This is a genomic window from Aquisphaera insulae, assembly GCF_011064615.1.
In the GTDB taxonomy this organism is placed as follows: domain Bacteria; phylum Planctomycetota; class Planctomycetia; order Isosphaerales; family Isosphaeraceae; genus Aquisphaera; species Aquisphaera insulae.
The window spans coordinates 73,100-92,916 of sequence record NZ_JAALJH010000031.1 but is presented as its reverse complement, the minus strand read 5'-3'; the positions used below and the strand labels follow the sequence as shown (position 1 = coordinate 92,916).

At 69.6% G+C, this 19,817-nt stretch carries 14 protein-coding genes and 1 tRNA gene; 8 read left to right on the top strand and 7 right to left on the bottom strand.

Annotated elements, in window-relative coordinates:
- Positions 1 to 510: 510 nt before the first annotated feature.
- From G6O54_RS17705 to G6O54_RS17695, 3 genes are all read right to left on the bottom strand, one after another.
- Positions 511 to 1,833 carry a c-type cytochrome gene (locus G6O54_RS17705; protein ID WP_165226992.1) on the bottom strand — a complete coding sequence of 441 codons (1,323 nt, stop codon included), beginning with the start codon at positions 1,831 to 1,833 and terminating at the stop codon, positions 511 to 513.
- A 63-nt stretch (positions 1,834 to 1,896) separates the two neighbouring features.
- A complete protein-coding gene (locus G6O54_RS17700; protein ID WP_165226991.1) occupies positions 1,897 to 3,147 on the bottom strand; it encodes a PQQ-dependent sugar dehydrogenase in 1,251 nt (416 codons plus the stop codon).
- 189 nt (positions 3,148 to 3,336) lie between these two features.
- A tRNA-Ile gene (locus G6O54_RS17695) sits at positions 3,337 to 3,409 on the bottom strand.
- A gap of 585 nt (positions 3,410 to 3,994) precedes the next feature.
- On the opposite strand from G6O54_RS17695, the gene G6O54_RS17690 reads away from it, so the two are divergent.
- The 3 genes from G6O54_RS17690 (at position 3,995) to G6O54_RS17680 (ending at position 5,851) form a co-directional block, all read left to right on the top strand.
- Positions 3,995 to 4,471, top strand: a complete 477-nt coding sequence (locus G6O54_RS17690) for a hypothetical protein (protein ID WP_165226990.1) — start codon at positions 3,995 to 3,997, stop codon at positions 4,469 to 4,471.
- A gap of 144 nt (positions 4,472 to 4,615) precedes the next feature.
- A complete protein-coding gene (locus G6O54_RS17685) occupies positions 4,616 to 5,653 on the top strand; it encodes a DUF1559 family PulG-like putative transporter (RefSeq protein WP_250846944.1) in 1,038 nt (345 codons plus the stop codon).
- A 15-nt stretch (positions 5,654 to 5,668) separates the two neighbouring features.
- Positions 5,669 to 5,851 (top strand): hypothetical protein, encoded by a 183-nt coding sequence (locus tag G6O54_RS17680; RefSeq protein WP_165226989.1) that lies wholly within the window; start codon positions 5,669 to 5,671, stop codon positions 5,849 to 5,851.
- 27 nt (positions 5,852 to 5,878) lie between these two features.
- On the opposite strand, the gene G6O54_RS17675 is transcribed toward G6O54_RS17680, so the two are convergent.
- Positions 5,879 to 6,919 carry a hypothetical protein gene (locus G6O54_RS17675; RefSeq protein WP_165226988.1) on the bottom strand — a complete coding sequence of 347 codons (1,041 nt, stop codon included), beginning with the start codon at positions 6,917 to 6,919 and terminating at the stop codon, positions 5,879 to 5,881.
- 47 nt (positions 6,920 to 6,966) lie between these two features.
- A complete protein-coding gene (locus tag G6O54_RS17670) occupies positions 6,967 to 8,187 on the bottom strand; it encodes a glycoside hydrolase family 172 protein (protein ID WP_165226987.1) in 1,221 nt (406 codons plus the stop codon).
- A gap of 231 nt (positions 8,188 to 8,418) precedes the next feature.
- Here G6O54_RS17670 and G6O54_RS17665 point away from each other — a divergent pair, with 231 nt between their 5' ends.
- Together G6O54_RS17665 and G6O54_RS17660 are read left to right on the top strand one after the other, a co-directional pair.
- Entirely contained in the window at positions 8,419 to 9,621 is a 1,203-nt protein-coding gene (locus G6O54_RS17665) for a Gfo/Idh/MocA family protein (protein ID WP_165226986.1), read from the top strand.
- A gap of 212 nt (positions 9,622 to 9,833) precedes the next feature.
- A complete protein-coding gene (locus G6O54_RS17660) occupies positions 9,834 to 11,774 on the top strand; it encodes a M20/M25/M40 family metallo-hydrolase (RefSeq protein ID WP_165226985.1) in 1,941 nt (646 codons plus the stop codon).
- A gap of 88 nt (positions 11,775 to 11,862) precedes the next feature.
- On the opposite strand, the gene G6O54_RS17655 is transcribed toward G6O54_RS17660, so the two are convergent.
- Positions 11,863 to 12,810, bottom strand: coding sequence for an SGNH/GDSL hydrolase family protein (locus G6O54_RS17655; RefSeq protein WP_165226984.1), 948 nt, complete (start codon positions 12,808 to 12,810; stop codon positions 11,863 to 11,865).
- 244 nt (positions 12,811 to 13,054) lie between these two features.
- On the opposite strand from G6O54_RS17655, the gene G6O54_RS17650 reads away from it, so the two are divergent.
- Complete coding sequence (locus G6O54_RS17650) at positions 13,055 to 13,753, top strand: alpha/beta hydrolase family protein (protein ID WP_165226983.1); 699 nt, start codon at positions 13,055 to 13,057, stop codon at positions 13,751 to 13,753.
- Between the two features lie 407 nt (positions 13,754 to 14,160).
- Here G6O54_RS17650 and G6O54_RS17645 read toward each other — a convergent pair whose 3' ends face one another.
- Positions 14,161 to 15,072, bottom strand: a complete 912-nt coding sequence (locus G6O54_RS17645; RefSeq protein WP_165226982.1) for an alpha/beta fold hydrolase — start codon at positions 15,070 to 15,072, stop codon at positions 14,161 to 14,163.
- A gap of 185 nt (positions 15,073 to 15,257) precedes the next feature.
- Here G6O54_RS17645 and G6O54_RS17640 point away from each other — a divergent pair, with 185 nt between their 5' ends.
- The gene (locus G6O54_RS17640) at positions 15,258 to 18,023 is read left to right on the top strand and encodes an ATP-binding protein (protein ID WP_165226981.1); all 2,766 of its coding nucleotides are present in this window, start codon (positions 15,258 to 15,260) and stop codon (positions 18,021 to 18,023) included.
- Between the two features lie 306 nt (positions 18,024 to 18,329).
- The gene (gene tyrS, locus G6O54_RS17635; RefSeq protein WP_165226980.1) at positions 18,330 to 19,724 is read left to right on the top strand and encodes a tyrosine--tRNA ligase; all 1,395 of its coding nucleotides are present in this window, start codon (positions 18,330 to 18,332) and stop codon (positions 19,722 to 19,724) included.
- The last annotated feature ends 93 nt before the right edge of the window (positions 19,725 to 19,817 follow it).

Genomic DNA, 19,817 nt, shown 5'->3' with positions numbered 1-19,817 from the left:
GGCGGCGATGTCGACCAGTTGCAAGTGGTTGGCCAGCGTGTAGCCCGGGGCCAGGCCGTAGCGGCATCCCGCTTCGCCGCCGTCGTCGGTCGGCGAGAGCCACAGGGCGTCTTCGCGGAGGGGCCAGAATCAGTGGCCACGCACCCAAGACGGAGAAGCCAGGGCGGCAGGAGAATGCACGGACCCAGCGACACGTCTATTCCGCGGGGGTCCGGTCGGGGTCCAGTGTCCAAGCGCTCAAGATAGAGAAGATGGATTTGAGTGCCTGATCTTTGATGTCGGCCTTTTATATCCGCCGCTGATTTCGCGGGGGACCATGCCGAGGCCGCGGCGCTCTGGCGGGCGGTGCTGGGGGAGTGTCCGCAGGGGAAGAGTTTCGACCACGGATGGCACCGATAACACGGATAGGGGGAAGAGAAGAGAAGGGAAGGACGAGATGGGTCGGATGAATGGAAGCGCACCCGGCTGAATTCCATCCGTGCTGTCAGCGCCATCCGTGGTAGAGAGTCTTCATTTTCCGGTGGGCTGCGGTGCGGGCGGGCTGCTGAGGAAGGTCAGGATGTCGCGGAGGCGTTGCTCGCCGAGGACGCCGGCGAGGCCGACGGGCATGATCGAGGTGCTGCTGGGGCGTAGCTCCTCGACCTCGGAGCGGGGGAGGAGAGTCGCCTTGCCCTCGGTGTTCGTGACCTGGATCTCGCGCTCGCCGTGGGCCCGGACCGTCCCCACGACGACGCGACCGTCCTTCAGGGCCACGGTGTAGGGGAGGAAATCCGGGGCGATCTCGGCGCTCGGCTCGGCGATCGATCGGTGGATCTGGGCCGGCGTGCGGCGGCCGCCGATCTCGCTGAGATCCGGGCCGATGTCGCCGCCGCGGCCGCGGATCTTGTGGCAGTCGGCGCACCTCGCCTCCTTGCTGTAGAAGATCGCCTCGCCTCGCGCCCGGTCGCCTCCGGCCAGGTTGAACGGGACCGGCGGGGGGTCGGCGGGAGCCGGCAGCGCGGGGGGAGTCCAGGGCAGGAGCTGCGAGGCTCGCGGCAGGACCTTCGCGGCGGGATCGGCCTCGGAGCGATAGAGGAGACGGACCGAGGTGGGCTTCCCGGCTCGTCCGGTGGCCACCGTCGCCGACAGGGGGAGCGGATCGCCGGTCGATTCCACGGTCCATTCCACCCTCTGCGGGTCGGCACCGCCGCCGGACTTCCGGGCGGGCTCCTCGAAGGCGAGGGTCGCCTCGAGGACCTCATCCGACTGCAACTCGACGGTCGCCTTCCCCTTCGGCAGGGCGATCATCGTCTGGAGCGATAGTCGGCCGGGCCGCGACAGCAGCGAGAAGGACGTCTGCTGCGGCGACGAGCCTTCCGCCTGCCGGCGCGACTCCTCGGTGTCGGCCAGAGGCCACCAGCCCGACCATTCGGGCGCGGGCGCCTCATCGTCCTGGCCGTCGTCCCAGGTGACCTCGACCCCGGTCAGGTCGTACGACAGGGCGACTTCCGCGCCGGCTCCCGAACCATCCGGCAGCGCCAGGACGTAGGTGGCGGGCTTCGAATGGGGATCGGTCACCAGCAGGAGCGTCCGCCCGGAGTCCTCGCCGCGGATCGCCGCGATCCGGAGGTGCCCCCAGGTCTCGGCCAGGCTGGTCCCGCCCGCCTTCGCGGGGACGCCGAAGGGGATCGTCCGGCCGACGAGGGCCTTCATGGCCGCGGCATCAACGGGCCGGTCGAAGGCGACCCGGACCTCCATCGGCCCGGCCGGCCAGGCCAGCAAGGGTCGAGGGGCCGGCTCCCTCGCCAGGAGGAGGCCGATCGCGCAGGCCGCGATCCATGGAGCTTGTCGCATGCTCTTGAAGTCCCCGGTGCCGTGCGAGTGGCGGACGACGTCCTACTTGTGGCGGACGACGTCCTACTTGCGGTCGAGGGTCAGGCGGTAGATCTTGCCGTCGAAGGCGAGAATCGACAGCTCGCCGTCGGGGTCCTCGCCGAAGGCCGCGATGTGGAGGCGCGGTTGCTTGTTGATGTCGAGGATCTCGCCGACCTTCACCGTCTTGCCGTTCTCGGCGCGGAGGCCCCAGATGCGGCCCGTCTCGTAATCGCCGTAGACGTAGACGCCGTCCAGCTCGGGGAGGCTCTTGCCGCGATAGACGTAGCCGCCGGTGATGCTCAGGCCGGTGTCCTTCCGGCCCCCGGGCTGGTTGGGGCCGTGCGGGTAATCGGCGAGGGGCTTGGTGATGGGCGAGGCGGGATCCTTCTTCTGGCGCTGGCGGAACGGGTGGAAGCCCTCGAACAGGCTCCAGCCGTAGTTGCCGCCGTTCTCCACGATGTAGACGTTCTCCCAGAGGTTCTGGCCGACGTCGCCGGCCCAGAGGGTGCCCGTCTTGCGGTCGAAGGTGAACTTCCAGACGTTGCGCAGGCCGATGCAGTAGACCTCCGGCGCCCACCGCGCGAAGCGCTTCGGGTCGCGGAGCCGCGGGTTGTCCTTCGGGATGCCGTAGGCCTTGCCCTCGGCGGGCCGATCGACGTCGATCCGGAGGATGGAGCCGAACCAGTCGCTCGGGTTCTGGCCGGTGGTCAGCGGGTCGTCCGCGGCTCCGCTGTCCCCGAGCGTGATGTAGAGGAAGCCGTCGGGACCGAACGCGATGCAGCCGCCGTTGTGGTTGCCGTAGGGGTCCGGGGCGCCGACCCAGATCCGCGTCTCGGAGCCCGGATCGGCCTTCCGCGGGTCGTCCTTCGAGACCTTGAATCGCGAGACGACCGACCGCCGGTTGGTGGGCCCATCCTGGGCGGAGTAATAGACGAAGAACTCGCCGTTCTCCTTGTACTTCGGATGGAAGGCCAGGCCGAGGAGCCCCTCCTCGTTGTCGCGGCTGATCGGGTCGGGGAGCTCGAGGTAGAGCTGCTTGTCCGAGGTGTCCTTCGCGTTGGGGAAGGACCAGATCCGGGCGCGATGCTGCTCCACGACGAAGAGGAGATTCTTGCCGTCGTCGGGGTACGCCAGGGCGACCGGCCGGTCGAAGGTGAGGCTCGGGAAGGCCGGCTGGATCGCGACCGCCGGCAGGCCGGCCGGCGACTGGGCCCGAAGATGGCCGGCGAGGGCCAGGATCACGCACCCGGTGAGGAGGGCCAATCGCCCCGGTCCAGAGCCACCTACTCGCATCGCTTGCCGTCTCCTTCGTCTCGGTGTCTGCCTTCAACGCGTACGCCCCGGCGCCGCGCACGGCGACGATCGGGGCTGTCGTTCGCGCCCGGGGGAGGACCCGCGCGAGCCGATCGAACGTACACAGAGTGAACGGAGAAGGGAAGGGTAGGGGGTGAGGTTCAGGAGGCTGCGAGGCCGCCGGGCGAGTCCTCCCGGCGGGATTCGAACCCGCGACCCCTTGTTTATAAGACAAGGACTCTGACCGCTGAGCTACGGGAGGTGTGGGCACGACGTCGGCGTATACCGGATATCGTGTCGTTATCCCGCTGCATGGGTCTGTCCTACCGGAGAGCCGGGGCGCTGAATCGCGTTCTCGTCCGCTACGACAAGGATCGCATCCGGGCGAGAATCCGGCAAGGGCAGGCGGTCCGATCCTCCGCTCTGGCGCGATGAAAAGTTGTCCTGGATGACCCTGGCGTCTTGTCCAGGATTTGTTGCGCGGGAACGAGGCCTGTCGGCAAGCCTCGGCTTGCGCCTGGCTCGGCAGGAGCCTCGCCCTCCCGTGCCCGGAGCGGCTCTCGTCCGAATGGGAGGGCGAGGCTCCTGCCGAGCCAGGCACGGGCTGGCGATCGCGCCGGGGCCTGGTTCCCAATCGCATCGCGGGCCACGTCAGGTGCAACAGAAACCGTCACGTCCAGGTCCCGGCTGTGAGGCAGTCGATACTGACCTTTCATCGCGCCACCTCCGCTCTCCCGGTCCCCTCGCTTGCTGATCCCTTGACGGGGCCCTGATCCGATCCGACGATGGGGGCGAGCCGGGGATCGATCCCCCCGAGTGCTCTCCCGTGATCATGGACTCCCATCCCATGGCGAATCGAATCGTCCCGAATCGCTGGCTCGCGAGCCTGCTGCTGGCGCCCGCGTTGATCGCGGCCGCCGGGGTCGTCATCGCGGCAAGCGGCCGGGCGGGCGAATCGTCGCGATGGGCTCTCTCCGATCACGCGAAAGTCTGCGGCTGCGGGACGGCCTGCCACGGCGAGTCCTGCTGCTGCGGACCCCGGGCCGGGGACTCGGCGCAAGGCGCCGGGCCGCCGATGACCGCGGCCGAGCCGCTCGATCCGAGCTCGCGTCCGTGCCTCCGATCGGCTTCACGACCGGTGCCGGCGATTCCGAGCCCGGCCAGGGTCGTCGAGTCGCCGGAGCGGTCGGCGGCCATCTTCATCGGACTGGCCGCGGCTCCCGTCGGCGCCCGCGGCGACTGGTGTCCCTACCCGCCGCAGAGCCTTCCCCCCCCACGTTCCTCTCGCCTCGATCGTCCTCCGGAGTCGATCCTCGTCGCCTGATGTCGTCATCGCCGGTGGGCGTGCTTCGTCCACGGGAGTCGCCGGCTCCTCTGAAGACCGTCAGGGAAGCCTGTGCCGTCGCGCGCGTCCTGCCGGCAGGAACATACAGACTGACGGGCTTTCAACCTTCGAGGATCGGGATCCATGCTGCGCCGTCCTGCCTTCACGCTCATCGAACTCCTGGTGGTGATCGCCATCATCGCCGTGCTCATCGCCCTGCTCTTGCCCGCCGTCCAGGGGGCCCGCGAATCCGCCCGCCGGGCCCAGTGCGTCAACAACCTCAAGCAGTTCGGGCTGGCGTTCGCCAACTACGAGAGCACGAATCGCGTCTATCCGTTCGCCCGCGGCGGATACTACGCCAACACGCCCTGGTACGGCCGATGGTCGGCCCACGCCATGTTGCTGCCCCAGATCGAGCAGGGGCCGCTCTCCAACACCATCAACTTCGCCCTGCCTCCCTCGCTGCCGGACATGGGCGTGGACATGATGGGCGACGTGATCCTCCCCGCGCTCGCCGTGCCGGCGAACTCGACGGCGACGATGGCCCGGGTCGCGGGCTTCCTCTGCCCGTCCGACTACACGCAGAACGCGTGGCCCGGCGCCAACGGCTACGTGGTGAATCAGGGGGGCTGGATGTACGACTCGACCGGCAACGCGGAGAGCGTCGGCCCGTTCTCGGACCGCAGCGCCGTCCGGGCGGCGAGCGTCACCGACGGCCTCAGCCAGACGGCCTTCGCCAGCGAACGGCTGCTCGGCTCCGGCATCCCGAGGAAGGACCTGTCAGGCTGGTACATGTACATGAAAAGTCCCATGCCGACGTCGGCGGACCAGACCGCGACCGTCTGTCAGACCATGACCTCCAAGATGATCTGGTACAACCAGACCGGCGGCATCTGGGCCTCGGGCGAGCTCGCGAACACCGCCTACAATCACATCGGCCCGCCCAACGGGCGGTCGTGCGCGATCATGGACGGCGGCCAGATGATGGCGCCCTGGTCGGGCGACTCCGCCAATCTCCCCTGGTACATGCAGGTGCCGCCCAGCAGCGCCCATCCGGGCGGCGTGAACGTCCTGATCGGCGACGGCTCGGTCCGGTTCGTCCGCGAGACCGTCGCCGCCCCGACCTGGCGGTCCCTCGGCTCGCGAGCCGGCGGCGAGGTCATCTCGGCGGATGCCTACTGAGGAAGCGAGGCGAAAATGATCAATCGACGATGCTTCCTCGCGTGGGCCTGCCTGCTGCCGGCGGCCGCCCTCGCCGGCTGTTCGGGCGACCCGGATGCGGGCCGGATCAAGGTGGAAGAGAACCAGGAAGAACAGAAGCTCCTGCACGACCAGATCCGCAAGGGCCTGGCCAATCCGCCGCCGAAGAAGCGGAGGTGATTCGGGCGAGGCCCCATCCCCCCGGCCTTATCGACCGGCGGGCGGGGCCGTGACCGAGCCCTCGCGAGGGCCGCTCGGGACGACGACCTCGAAGTCGCGGCCCTTGACGCGGCGGAGCTCGTCGTCCAGGCCGACGATCCGCCGGTCGGGCGCGACTGAGATCCGCCAGTCGCCGCCGTTGTCGGCCACCATCATCCCGTACGTCTTGAGGCCCTGGAGGATGGCCCGAGTGTGCGGCGAGAAGCCGGAGACGTCGAAGTCCTTGCGGAGCCGGAACCGTTCCCCCATCCGCGGCAGGTCCTCATCCTTGCGGGCGCTCGCGAAGTGGGTGGCCGGGTAGACGTAGGCCCGGCGGCTGCGTCGGACGGTGAACCGCATGGCGTGCTCGACGCGGCCGCGCTCGAGCTCGTCGAACCGGACGACGGCCGGGAAGATCGGCAGGCCGGCGGCGTCGGTCGAGGTCCAGCCGTCGGGCCGGAGCCGGTTCGACGCCAGGTCGAAGATCGAGGCCTGGTCGGCGGTCCAGCCGCGATCGGTCTTGCGGCCGCGGTAGAGCTCGTAGAGCTTGCGGTTCACCGGGTCGACCACCACGACGTGGCGGTCGCCCTCGCCGCCGCGCTGGTGCGACGCCAGCGATTCGCCGTTCATCGGCCAGCCCTCCACGGGGGCATTGTCCGGGATCGGGTAGGGGCCCCGGTCGGATTCGCCGGGATACTCGCCGAGGGCCACCGGCACGCGCTTCTGGTTCGGCGGGATCAGGATGAAGCCCATGTCGGAATTGAAGGCCAGGGGCTTGTCCGCGCCGATCGACGCGATGATCTTCCCGGAGCTGGGATGGATCGGACGTCCCGAGATGTCTTCATTCCAGGGATTGTCGGGAGGGAAGACCTGGAGCGCGGCGAGGATCCGATCGGCCTCGGGCGTGTCGAACAGGATGGGCCGGTCGATCTTCGGCATCGGTGGCCGCGCCGGCTTCGAGGCCGCGGGCGGGCCGTCGCCGGCGGCCGCGAGCGCGGGACCGCAGAGCAGGCCGGACAGAAGGAGCAGTGAAGTGCCCGGGCGTCTCATGGGTCAACTCCGTCGATTTGGAAGGTGTTCGAGCGGCGGCCCGGCTCTCAGTTCGCCGGCGCGGGGAGGACGGTCGCGCCGCGATCGGCGAGCGACGGCAGGCTCGGGAACGGTGAGTGGGGCTCGGCCTGATACCAGAAGGCGACCGAGGCGACGTCGTCGGAGAGTTTCTTGTAGAGCGGCTTGCCCTCGTACCAGCCCAGGGCCTGGATGGTGACGCGGAGGTCGCGTTCGAAGTTGATCGGATCCATGATGTGCCAGCGGTAGAGGCTCCAGAAGTTGGGGGGCGGGCCCTGATCGCTGGCGGGCAGGGTGGTGCCCGTGTAGGGGCCGGTGAAGGGGGTCGCGAAGCCGTAGCTGCCGCAGAAGTAGTCCTCGGTCCCGGTGCCGCAGATCGTGGGGAACTCCTCGTCGCCGTCCAGGAAGAACTTCACCTCGCCCTCGCCGAACCAGCCCTTCTCGCGCTGGGTCCACGCCAGGAAGGTCCCCACGTAACGACCGTGGCCACGGACGCCGTCGAGGATCACGTAGGGGTTGACGCGGTCGGTGCGGGCCCGGCGGAACTGGGCGTGGAAATAGCCGGCGTCGGCGGGGATCGGGGCCTCCGCGTAGGTGATCTGGTAGGCCAGGAGGGTGACGTCGTCGGTCGTCGAGTCGTTGCTGAAGGTGACCCTTGCGTGCTTGCGGAAGGGCATCGGCCAGTAGCAGTTCAGGGCGTCCTGGGGGTTGGTCACGACGGCCAGCGAGTGCACCGGCGCGAACTTGCCGTGGCCGACGGCGAAGAAGTCGGCGGCGGGGACCTCGATGGACGGGGTCTCCTCGCCGTCCCAGTAGAACCGCAGGACGTGGGCCCGGCTCCACTTCATCGGCCCGGCCATCCAGATGTGCTGGATCACGCCCGGCCCGTCCACGTCCATCAGGGTGGCGGTCTGCCCCTTGTTGACGCGGAGGAACGGCCGGACCTTCCATCCCTGGCCGAGCTCGTCGGCGGCGCGGGCGGATGCGGGCGGGTCCGCCTGGGCCTTGTCGGGGACGGCTCGCCCCCCCTGACCCCTGGCGCCGGTCGGATTCTCGGCGCAGACCGATCGAGTCCTGGCGTGCGAGAGGAAGGGGAGCGAGGAGAGGCCCTGCTCCAGGCCGCGGGCGTCCGTCGAGGCGGGGGCGGGCGCCTCCTCGGCGGGGCGCGAGCCGGCCGTCGTCGCGTCGCGTCCGAGGGTGGCCAGGGCGAGCACTGCCACCAGGACGCCGAGGCAGAAGGATCGGAACATGGCGGTCCTCCGATGCATTAAAGCGAGATTGCGCGGAGTCTACGCCGCGCGACGCCGCCGGTCAACCGGGTCGGTCGCGGCCGCGAAGACGGCGGCTCATGCGCGACCCCGAGCCGGCTGCATCCTTGACTCGTCCCCCGGCGCCGGGGAGGCTGAGGGGACACACCGGGCGACGCCGCCCATTCCCTCCTTCCGTCCCTCCCTCCCTCACAGGTACAGAGGATCAACACCATGCGCGCCAGCATCTCTCCCAGCCGGCGGAGTTTCCTCGGCGGCGCGGCGGCCTCGGCCGCGGCGTTCACGACCATGCGGCCGGGGCTCGTCCGGGGGACCGAGGCCAACTCGGCCGTCGAGATCGGGCTGATCGGCTGCGGCGGCCGCGGCTCGTGGATCGCCGACCTCTTCCGGAAGTCGGGCAAGTACCGGATCGTCGCGGCGGCCGACTACTTCCCGGACCGCGTCGAGCCGTTCGGCGAGTCGTTCGGGGTCCCCGCCGATCGCCGCTATTCCACGCTCTCGGGCTATCGGAGGCTGCTCGACTCGAAGCTCGACGCCGTCGTGATCGAGACGCCGCCGTATTTCCACCCGGAGCAGGCCGCCGCCGCGGTGGACGCCGGCCGGCACGTCTACTGCGCCAAGCCGATCGCCGTGGACGTCCCCGGCTGCCTGAGCATCGCCGACTCGGGCAAGAGGGCGACGGGGAAGAAGCTCGTCTTCCTGGTGGACTTCCAGACGCGGGTCAATCCGTTCTACGTGGAGGCCGTGCGGCGGGTCCACGAAGGGGCGATCGGCCGGCTGATCAGCTCCCAGTCGGCCTACCTCTGGGACGCGAGCGTCCACGACCGGGCCGCCGACACGCCCGAGGATCGGCTCCGATACTGGTACAACTCCCGGGCCCTCGGCGGCGACGTGATCGTGGAGCAGGACATCCACACGCTGGACGTCGCCACCTGGATCACCGGGGCTGACCCGCTGCTGGCCTTCGGGTGGACGGGACGACGGGCGCGGAAGCACGGCGAGATCAACGATCACTTCGCCGTCACGTACGTCTTCCCGGACAACGTCGTGGTGAACTTCCTCTCGCAGAAGGCCGTCCCCGGGGCCCCGGACGAGATCCGCTGCCGGTTCTTCGGGACCGACGGGTTCATCGACACGCGCTACGGCGGCGATGTCGCGATCGCGGGCAAGCACCCCTACGCCGGCGGCAACACCGGGCCGATCTACGCCCAGGGGGCCGTCGCCAACATCGAGGCCTTCTACGACCGGATCGCGACGGGCGACTGCTCCAACCCGACCGTGGCCCCGAGCGTCCGATCGAACCTCACGTGCGTCCTCGGCCGCACGGCCGCCTACGCGCAGCACGAGGTGACCTGGAAGCAGCTCCTCGACGGCGGCGAGGCGTTCCGCTACGACTTCGCGGGGCTGAAAGCCTGAGGCCTGCTCCGGGGCCGCGCCCGGCCTCGGCCGCGAGGTCGAGACTTTTCCGCGCGCCGGGCGGGCCCTGTAGTGCGAGATTGACGCTCAGTCTTTATGATGTCCTCATCCGAGCGGGGTCCCACCTCTCTCCCCGTCCTGGCCCGGGCCTGGCCCTCGGCCCGCCCGCGATCACCGTCCGCACCACGACTTTCACCTGGAGACCCCGATCGATGACACCTCCTCGCAGGAAGAGCCTCCTGCTCGCGCTCGCCGCGACGCTCGCGCCGGCGTATGGGCTGCTCGCCCAGGAGCCGTCCCCTCCCGGGACCGCGGGCGATAAGCCGGCGGCGAAACCGGCCGCCGAATCGAAGGCCGCGGAGCCCAAGAAGGACGCGAAGGCCGCCGAGACGATCACCGACCCCATCGAGCGGATCAAGGACGAGGGGCTGAATCGGTCCCAGGTCATGGCCACGCTCAGCTACCTGACCGACGTGATCGGCCCGCGGCTGACGGCCTCTCCCGGGCTCAAGCGGGCCAATGAGTGGACCTGCCAGACGCTCGCGAAGTGGGGGATGTCCAACGCCCACCTCGAGGCCTGGGGGCCCTTCGGCCGGGGCTGGACGCTCAAGCGGTTCTCCGCCCAGATCATCGAGCCCCAGTGCATCCCGCTGATCGCCTTCCCGAAGGCGTGGTCCCCCGGCACCGACGGCCCGCTCAAGGCGCCGGTGGTCTATTTCAACGTCAAGACGGAATCCGACTTCGAGAAGCACAAGGGGAAGCTCAAGGGGGCGATCGTCCTGACCGGCCCGCCTCGCGAGATCTCCACCGGCTTCGAGCCGGAGGCCAACCGGAGGACCGACAAGGAGCTGCTCGACCTGGCCGACTCCGACGGCCAGAGGCCGCAGCGGCCGAGCCCGACGGCGGCCGGCCCGAATGCCAATCGCGGCCCCGGTGCCCCGGGTGGCCCCGGCGGTGCGCCGGCCGGTGGTCCCCAGGCGCGGCGGTCGCGGTTCGGGCCCGAGATGATGGCCCAGATGCAGCTCGCCGGCAAGAAGGCCAAGTTCCTGGCCGATGAAGGCGCGGCGGTGCTCGTCGATTGCAGCAGCCAGGGGGACGGCGGCACGCTCTTCGTCGCCCAGGCGAGCGTCCCGGGCGTCTCGTCCTTCTCCATGCCCGGCCAGCCCCGGCCGGCGAAGCGGGTCTCGGTCTGGGACAAGGACGCCCCCAAGATCCCGGTCCAGATGACCATGTCCAAGGAGCACTACAACCGGCTCGTCCGGATGATCGAGCAGGGCGAGAAGCCGACCATGGTCGTGGACCTCTCCGTCCAGTTCCACGACGAGGACCTGATGGCCTACAACACGATCGCCGAGATCCCCGGCACCGACCTGAAGGACGAGGTCGTCATGCTCGGCGGCCACATCGACTCCTGGCACAGCGCCACCGGCACCACGGATAACGGCGTCGGCGTCGCCACCACGATGGAGGCCATGCGGATCCTCAAGGCCCTGGACCTGAAGCCCCGGCGGACCATCCGGATCGGCCTCTGGAGCGGCGAGGAGCAGGGCCTCTTCGGCTCGCGGGCCTACGTCGCCCAGCACTTCGGCAAGAACTACGACGCCATGGCCGCGATGATGGGCGGGCCCCAGCCCTCCTCCGAGTCCAAGGAGAAGGATCCGGCCTCGCCGGTGAAGACCTCCACCGATCCCAAGGGGGAATTCGAGCGGTTCTCCGCGTACTACAACCTCGACAACGGGACCGGCAAGATCCGCGGCGTCTACATGGAAGGCAACGAGGCCGTCCGGCCGATCTTCCGCAAGATGCTCGCCCCGTTCCGCGAGCTGGGGGCCACCACGCTGACCCTGTCGAACACCGGGGGCACCGACCACCAGTCGTTCGACGGCATCGGCCTGCCCGGCTTCCAGTTCATCCAGGACGAGATGCACTACAGCACCCGGACGCACCACTCGAACCAGGACGTCTTCGACGAGGCCTCCGCGGATGACCTGAAGCAGGCGGCCACCATCATGGCGGCGTTCGCCTACGAGACCGCGATGCTCGACGAGAAGCTCCCGCGCAAGCCGGCCCGGCCCGCCCCCGAGCGCAGGGCCCCCAGCGGCAGCCCGACCGCGACGCCCCCGGGCGGCGGCCCCGGACCCGCCACCCCGTGAAGTGAGCGTCCCCTCTGAAGCCTTTCGCGCGGCCGCCATCGCCCGATGGCGGCCGCGCCCGTTTCCGGGCGGCGTGAATCGCCGCGTCTCACGACGGTCGGACCCGCTTCGCGAAGGCCACGATCTGCGTGGGCGTGAGCGGCTTGACGTGCAGCCCGAAGCGGGCGTCCACGGCGTTGACGAAGGCGTTGGCGATCAGCCCCTGGCCAACGGTGCCGACGTGGATCTGGTCGGACAGGAAGAAGTGGTGATAGTCGTTCCCCGGCGTGGTCAGGTCGATGGTCGTCCCGCCGAAGGGGACGGACGACGGGGCGATCGCGAGCTGCTTCGTGATCGATGCCAGGTCCACGAGCGCAATCCTCGGGCTTGACGCGGCGATCGCCGTGACCTTGGCGTTGAACGTCCCGACGGCCCGAGAGCCGGCGTCGCGGAGGGGCGCCAACCATGGCATCGCCGCCACGGCCTGCCGGATGGCGGGGAGGGTGGACACATCCGGGAGCGTCCAGACGACGACCCGGACGTTCGGACTCGCCGCGAGCAGCGAGTCCACGGCCGTGGTGAAGTTGGTCTCGAGCCGGGCTTCCGCCTGCTGGATCGCACCGACGGCATTGGTCGGGGAAATCTGGCCGGCCGCGATGGCCCGGAACGTGTCGAGGAAGTCATTGCCGCCGATGAAGACCGACGCCGTCCGGACCTGACCCTTGCGGACCTGATCGACGAGCCCGCCGAGCTGGTTGCCGATCATGTCCGCGGACGTGGCGTCGCTCCGCGCCCAGTTGTCGGCATAGCCCGCGTCCCGCGGCTCCGGCCTGGCCCTGGCCGAGTACTTGCCGAAGCTCACGCCCCGGGTGGCCTGGAGGATCTCCACCCAGTTCCTGGCGAAGCCGCGAGCCTGTCCCTTGTAGGAAGCGTACTCGTCGGTGTAGCTGTCGCCGAGCGCCCCGACGTTGCCGAGCCCGCGGAGGGAGGATTGCACCAGCGGCCGGGCGGACTCGGCGTGTCGCGCCCAGGCGTGCGCGGTCGTGCTGAGCAGCATTCGATCCTCCAGTGCTTCCCGGAGGATGGGTCGGAACGAGTGCCGATCGTTCATCTTCAAGATTCCCCGAGGGCTCACCGCGGCCGGACTGGAACGGAGTCCGATCATCTTGCACGGATGCCGATCGTCGGGGCAAGTGTCGCTCGCGGAGTTTCTCCACACGGGCGTTGACGGGGCGGGGATCGCCGGGTGCAATCCATCGTCGCCGTGCGGATCGCAGCCGGCCCGTTCAGGAGATCCAGTCATGATCGAGGATGAACGAGAATTCCTCGCCACGCCGGAGAAGGGCAAGGTCTCGGCCCTGCTGGTCCGGCCGAAGGACGCCCGCCACGGGCTGGTCCTGACCCATGGCGCCAGCACGGACATGCGGCACGACAACCTGCGGACGATCGCGGAGCGGATGGCCGAGGTAGGAATCGCAACATTCCGATATAACTTCCCTTACATGGAGCACGGTCGGGGTCGGGACTCGCAGGCCGTCTGCGTGCAAACGGTGCGTTCGGCCGTGGCGGCGGCCCGGGAGGCGATGCCCGGCCTCCCGCTGCTGGCGGGGGGCCATTCGTTCGGTGGCCGGATGACGTCCCACGCCGCGGCGGAATCGCCCCTGGAAGGGGTCTCCGGCCTGGTCTTCTTCGCCTTCCCGCTCCACCAGCCGGGCAAGCCGGACACGAAGCGCGCGGACCACCTGAAATCGGTCACGATTCCGATGCTCTTCCTCAGCGGCACCCGCGACGAGCTCGCCGAGATGGGCCTGCTTCGCCCGGTCAGCGAGACTCTCGGGCCCCTCGCGACGCTCCACCCGCTGGACACCGCGGACCACGGCTTCAAGGTCCTCAAGCGCTCGCGGGCGACCCCGGAGGACGTCCACGCCGAGATGGCGCGGGTCACCCGAGAATGGGCCGACGTCCTGCCGCGCGTCGGGGCCGTGTCGTCGCCGGCCTGATGGTCTGTCCCGATCCCACGGGTGGCGAGCCGAAGGGCTCGGGGCCGCGACGCTCTCGCCGAGGACCCCGAATCCGTCGAGAGCTCCGCGGTGGAACCGGCTCAGGAAGATGCCTGAGTTCTCGGGAGCCTCGAGCGGGGCCGGTTCGAGCGGCAAGTCCTGCCCGCAGGCCCCGGCACAGCAGCCCATGAGGAGGGCCACCGGGAAAAGGGTCCTGAACACCATGGCCTCCCATCCTTTCGCGGCAACGTCGCCGATATGGCGCGAGCGACCTCCCGCCCTCCGCAGCGTCCCTTTCGTACTCGATCGTGGACCGCGTGGCAATCCGTGTCGGAAGGAGGCCGAGCCGGTGGATCGAGCTCGATCCCTGGGCCGGCCATCGCAGGTCGGATCTCGGTTAGCCCCGATCAGGTCGCCGGGGAGACCGAGCCGCCCAGGAACTCGATCAGCCGGCGATTGACGCGCTCCGGTTCCTCGTGCTGGATCCAGTGGGTCGTCTCCTCGAAGACCTCGAGGCGTCCTTGATCGCAGAGCGCCAGGCTCTCGTCGGCCACGCGCCTCTCGATGAACCGATCTCGGGCACCCCAGAGGATCAGGGCCGGCATGTGGATCCGGACATCGGACGGGATTGCCGGAGGATGCCGAAGCAGGGCCCGATACCAGTGGATCATCGCGGTCATGGCCCCGGGTTGTGACCATGCGTCGCGATAGCGGTGGAAGTCCACCTCGGAAAACGTCCCCGGTCGGCTGCTGCTCCACAGCCCCTCCATCAAGGGGCGCCAGCCCCGCCGGCGGCAGAGGGCCTCCGGCAGCCCGGGGATCTGCATGAAGGCGATGTACCAGCTCCGGAGCCACTGCCGCGGCGAGGTCCTCAGCCATCGGCGAAACGCGACCGGATGGGGGGCGTTGAGCACGACCAGCCGCTCCACACGCCCCGAGTGCCGGGCCGCGACCCACCAGGCGACGACTCCGCCCCAGTCGTGACCGACCAACGCGGCCCGCTCCATCCCCGCGGTCTCGATGAGCCCGGCCACGTCGTCCGCGAGGCGGTCCAACGCGTAATCCGCGATGCGGACCGGCTTGTCGCTGGTGTTGTAGCCGCGCTGATCCGGCACGATGACCCGGAATCCGGCCGCGGCGAGCGGCCCGATCTGGCGGTTCCACCCGTACCAGTACTCCGGGAACCCGTGCAGCAAGACCACCGGAGGCCCGTCCTCCGGCCCCGCCTCGACCGCATGCAGCCGGATGCCGTTGGTCGAGAAGCACGAGTCGCGAAGTCCGGTCTCGTTCGCGTTCACGACGCGCCGCCCTTCATGCATCCAGTGCGTCTCCCGTTGATGTATCCAGCCAGTTGGCCGTTATGTGTATCGTCCCGGGCCTGCTGCTGTGAGGTTTTCCCGGCCCATGGCATGCTATCTGTATCGCCATCTTCGGGGCAGGCGGTCGGCGAAGCGAGTTCGGCCGCTGGGAGTTGCAGTCCATCCACCCGGATGACAGGCCGTTCATGAACGATACACCCGTCAATCTTGAGAACTGCGAGCAGGAGCCGATTCGGATCCCGGGCTCGATCCAGCCCCATGGGGCGCTCGTCGCCGTGGGGGCGGATACGCTTTGCATCTCTCACGCCAGCCAGAACCTGGCGGAGTTCTTCGGGCTGAGGGCGGAAGAGGTGCTCGGGAAGCCGCTCTCGATCCTCTTCGAGGAAGCCGACCACGACCGCGTCGGCGAGGGGATCGCCGGGCTGGCCGGGGGCGGGCTGCCTCGGTATCTCTACACGATCCGGCCCCGGGGAGGCGAGTCGACATTCGACGCGATCGTGCACCGGGCCGGCGACTCCGTCATCCTCGAATTCGAGGCCGCTCACGCCGGCCCGGGGTCGGGTTTGCCCTCGGCGGACCTCTACCGCCAGACTCAGGCGGCGATCAGCCGGCTCCGCAAGGCTTCGTCCCAGGCCGAGGCGAAGCAGTTCTGTGCGGAGTGGGTGCGCGAGATCGCCGGCTTCGACCGCGTGATGATCTATCGGTTCGATGCGGAGTGGAATGGCTGCGTGGTCGCCGAGGCAAAGCGGCCGGACCTGGAACCGTTCCTTGGCCTGCACTACCCGGCCTCCGACATCCCCGCGCAGGCGCGGGCGCTCTACGCTCAGAACTGGCTGAGGTTCCTCGCCGACCGCGACTACCGGCCGGTGCCGATCCTGCCGCCGTCGGGGCCGACCGCGACGGCGCCACTGGACCTCAGCCACTCGGTCCTCCGGAGCGTCTCGCCGATCCACCTGGAGTACCTCCGGAACATGGGGGTGGCGGCGTCCATGTCGATCTCGCTCCTCAAGGAGGAGGCGCTCTGGGGGCTGGTGGCCTGCCATCACGAATCGCCACGGTACGTCCCTTACGACATCCGCACCGCGTGCGAGCTGCTGGGCCAGGTGATGTCGATGCTGCTGACCGGTCGGGAGGACCGGGACCTGGCCCTCTACTCCGAGCGGATGGCCTCGGTCCGGGCGGCCATCGCGGAGCGGCTGAGGCGGATGGAGCAGGTGCCGCTCGCCTTGACGGCCATCGCCCCCACGATCCTGGACCTGCTGGATTCCGGCGGGGCGGCCGTCCTGCTCGACGGCGAGGTGACCCGCGTCGGTCTGGCCCCGGCCCCGGAGGACATCCTGGCGATCGCGGAGCGGCTCGCCGCGACCGGGGCCGGCGCGATCTTCCAGACCGAATCGGTGGGCACGTCGCTGGGCGTGCACTCGATCGCGGCGGTCGCCGCCGGGCTGCTGGCCGTCTCCCTGGGCGAGGGGGGGGGCGACTGGCTGATGTGGTTCCGGCCGGAGCAGATCCGCGAGGTGGACTGGGCCGGCGACCCGTCCAAGACCTTGCAGAAGGGGGAAGGGGGCGTCCGGCTCAGCCCGCGGGGGTCGTTCTCGCTCTGGAAGCAGCAGGTCCGCGGCCGGAGCCAGCCCTGGAGCCCGGCGGAGCTCGCCGCCGCGGCGGACCTCCGTCGCGACCTGACCGAGGCCCTGATGGCCCGGGCCGCGGACCTCATGAGGCAGAACCTGGCCCTCCGTCGCGGCGACGTCGAGAAGGAGGAGCTGCTCGCCAGCGAGCGGGCCGCCCGCAGCGAGGCCGAGCGCACCGCGCGGCTGAAGGACGAGTTCGTGGCGACGCTCTCGCACGAGCTTCGGACGCCGCTCAACGCCATCCTCGGCTGGACCCAGATCCTCCGCCGCGTCTCCGATCCCAACGCCATCCGCGAGGCCGTCGAGGTCATCGAGCGGAACACCCGCGTCCAGGCGGCCATGGTGGAGGACCTGCTGGACGCCAGCCGGATCGCCTCCGGCAAGCTCCGGATCGACGTCCAGCAGGTGAACCTCGTCAAGGTCGTCGAGGCGGCCGTCGAGACGATCGCCCCCGCCGCCGCCGCCAAGGGGGTCCGCATCGACCGGCTGTTCGACCCGCTCCTGGAGCTGAAGGTCTCCGGCGACCCGACGAGGCTCCAGCAGGTGTTCTGGAACCTCCTCTCCAACGCCGTCAAGTTCACCCCCAAGGGGGGGAAGATCCAGGCCATCATCGAGCGCCTGGACTCCGACGTCGTGGTGAGCATCGCGGACACGGGGCAGGGCATCGACCCGGGCTTCCTCCCTCATATCTTCGACCGCTTCCGCCAGGAGGACTCCTCGACCAATCGCCACCACGGGGGCCTCGGCCTGGGACTGTCGATCGTCCGCCACCTGGTGGAGTTGCACGGGGGGACCATCTTCGCCCGCACCGCCGGGCCGGATCGGGGATCGACGTTCGTCGTCTCGCTCCCGCTCCGCGCGGTCTCCGTGGAAGGCCGCCGCGACGGCGCCCATCCGCTCCGTTCCGACGGGCCCATCGAGGCGGATCCCCTCGACCTCCGTGGCGTCCGGATCCTCGTCGTGGACGACGAGCCGGACGCCCGCGAGATGCTCCGCCTGGTCCTGGAAGACTGCGGCGCCGAGGTCGGCACCGCCGGCTCGGCCGAGGAGGGCGTGGCGGCCTTTCGCGGCGGCTCCTGGCAGGCGATCGTCAGCGACATCGGCATGCCCGGCATCGACGGCTACGAGTTCATCCGTCGCATCCGCCGGCTCGAGAACGAGTCCGGCCTGGCGCGCTGCCCGGCCGTCGCCCTCACCGCCTACGCCCGCGCCGACGACCGTCGCCGCGTCCTCCTCTCCGGCTTCCAGATCCACGTCGCCAAGCCCGTCGAGCCGGCCGAGCTCACGACCGTCATCGCCACCCTGGTGGACAAGGTCTAGAGCGCGTAACGCTTGGATCGCGTGCGGACTGAGAGCCGGCTTCCACAGGGTTTGCCTGTGGCATCAGCCTGGGGGATAGCCAAGGCTCACCCGGTCGCCGGACGGAGCCGGCTCCCACAGGGCTCGCTCGTCGCATCGGCCTGGGGTGGCCACGGCTGGCGCGGTCGCTCCTTGCCCGTGGTTGATCCGAACGTGAAGCGCTCTGGCGGGAGCGGGGGAACGAGCCCATCCAAGGTTCCCGATTGGAACGAGACCCGGGGCCCGGGTAAGATGTCCCTTTTGGATACTCCACCGCGGAATGACCCGATGACCCGACTCGCCGACTCTATCGCCCAGACGGCCGCGATCCTCGAGGGGGCGGACCTCGCCTCCGATCTCGCCGTCCGCGAGCTGCTGGACCTGACGACGCGGCGACGGTCGCTGGACCTCTCCGACCTCTCCCCCGACGAGCAGTCGGCGCTGATCGCGGGCCGATCGCAGGAGCTCCAGCCGTCCCCGAAGGCGATGGCCGAGCGGATCGTCGAGGCCGGCAAGGCGGGCCGGCCGTTCATCGCCAAGTTCGGGATCGATCCCACGGGCCACGAGGTCCACCTCGGCCACGCCGTGCCCATGCTCATCCTGAGCCGCTTCCAGCGGATGGGGCACCTGGTGGTCTTCATCGTCGGCGACGTGACCGCCAAGATCGGCGACCCTTCGGGCCGCTCCGACGAGCGGCCCGCCCTCACCGACGAGGACATCGCGAGGAATCTGGCGACGTACCGCGATCAGGTCAGGCCCTTCTTCGACTTCGATCGCGCCCAGTTCCGCCACAACGGGGACTGGTTGCGGGATTTCAAGCTCCCCAGGCTGGTGGAGATCACGGCCCGGATCCCGGTCTCCATGCCCCTCCAGCGCGAGGACTTCCGCAAGCGGCTCGAGGCCGGTCACGGGCTCTCGCTGGCCGAATTGCTCTATTCGGTCGTCATGGCCCTGGACTCGGTGGAGATCCATTGCGACGTCGAGATCGGCGGGATCGACCAGTTCCTGAACATGCAGATGTGTCGCAAGGTGATGGAGGTCTGCGGCCAGAGGGCGGAGCTGGTCGTGGCGACGGCCCTCATCGAGGGGACGGACGGCGCCGGCACGAAGATGAGCAAGTCCCGGGGCAACTACGTGCCGCTGACCGCCCCCGCCGGGGAGATCTACGGCAAGATCATGTCGGTGCCCGATCGCCTCGCGGAGCCCTACTTCCGGGCGCTCAGCGAGTGGAGCGACCGGGACCTCGCGATCGTCAACGCACGGCTGGCCGGCGGGTCCCTCCGGCCGGTCGATTTGAAGAAGATCCTCGCCGGGGAGGTCACCGCCGCGCTCCACGGCGTGGACGCGGCCATGCGGGCGAGGGAGGAGTTCGAGGCCCGCTTCTCCCGCCGCAGCTTCGAGGGGGCCGGGGATCTGCCCGTGATCGATGACCTGGGCCAGTCGGTGATCGAGGCGGTGAAGTCCCTCGGCTTCGCCAAGTCCAACAGCGAGGCGCGTCGCGTCGCCGGGCAGAACGGGATCCGCCTGGTCATCGAATCCGCGGGCGAGCAGGACCAGGTCGTGCTCACGGCCGAAGAGGCCCTCGAGCCGTTCCGAACCGTGATCGAGGGCAAGCTCGGCGGCCGCACGGGCTCGATATTCCTCAAGGTGGGGCGGAAGCTCGCCTCGGTCCGGTCGCGCTGACTCCGTCGTCAGGTCCGACTCCCTCGACGATCGGGGTATCCGGCGAAGGCGTGGGAAGTCCGCGCGGGGCGACTCGACCCGATCGACGTGGAG

Bases quoted from the DNA above. Each gene is read 5' to 3' on its own strand.
- G6O54_RS17705 (WP_165226992.1), bottom strand. From the start codon at position 1,833: ATGCGACAAGCTCCATGGATCGCGGCCTGCGCGATCGGCCTCCTCCTG.
- G6O54_RS17700 (WP_165226991.1), bottom strand. From the start codon at position 3,147: ATGCGAGTAGGTGGCTCTGGACCGGGGCGATTGGCCCTCCTCACCGGG.
- G6O54_RS17690 (WP_165226990.1), top strand. From the start codon at position 3,995: ATGGCGAATCGAATCGTCCCGAATCGCTGGCTCGCGAGCCTGCTGCTG.
- G6O54_RS17685 (WP_250846944.1), top strand. From the start codon at position 4,616: ATGCTGCGCCGTCCTGCCTTCACGCTCATCGAACTCCTGGTGGTGATC.
- G6O54_RS17680 (WP_165226989.1), top strand. From the start codon at position 5,669: ATGATCAATCGACGATGCTTCCTCGCGTGGGCCTGCCTGCTGCCGGCG.
- G6O54_RS17675 (WP_165226988.1), bottom strand. From the start codon at position 6,919: ATGAGACGCCCGGGCACTTCACTGCTCCTTCTGTCCGGCCTGCTCTGC.
- G6O54_RS17670 (WP_165226987.1), bottom strand. From the start codon at position 8,187: ATGTTCCGATCCTTCTGCCTCGGCGTCCTGGTGGCAGTGCTCGCCCTG.
- G6O54_RS17665 (WP_165226986.1), top strand. From the start codon at position 8,419: ATGCGCGCCAGCATCTCTCCCAGCCGGCGGAGTTTCCTCGGCGGCGCG.
- G6O54_RS17660 (WP_165226985.1), top strand. From the start codon at position 9,834: ATGACACCTCCTCGCAGGAAGAGCCTCCTGCTCGCGCTCGCCGCGACG.
- G6O54_RS17655 (WP_165226984.1), bottom strand. From the start codon at position 12,810: ATGCTGCTCAGCACGACCGCGCACGCCTGGGCGCGACACGCCGAGTCC.
- G6O54_RS17650 (WP_165226983.1), top strand. From the start codon at position 13,055: ATGATCGAGGATGAACGAGAATTCCTCGCCACGCCGGAGAAGGGCAAG.
- G6O54_RS17645 (WP_165226982.1), bottom strand. From the start codon at position 15,072: ATGCATGAAGGGCGGCGCGTCGTGAACGCGAACGAGACCGGACTTCGC.
- G6O54_RS17640 (WP_165226981.1), top strand. From the start codon at position 15,258: ATGAACGATACACCCGTCAATCTTGAGAACTGCGAGCAGGAGCCGATT.
- tyrS (WP_165226980.1), top strand. From the start codon at position 18,330: ATGACCCGACTCGCCGACTCTATCGCCCAGACGGCCGCGATCCTCGAG.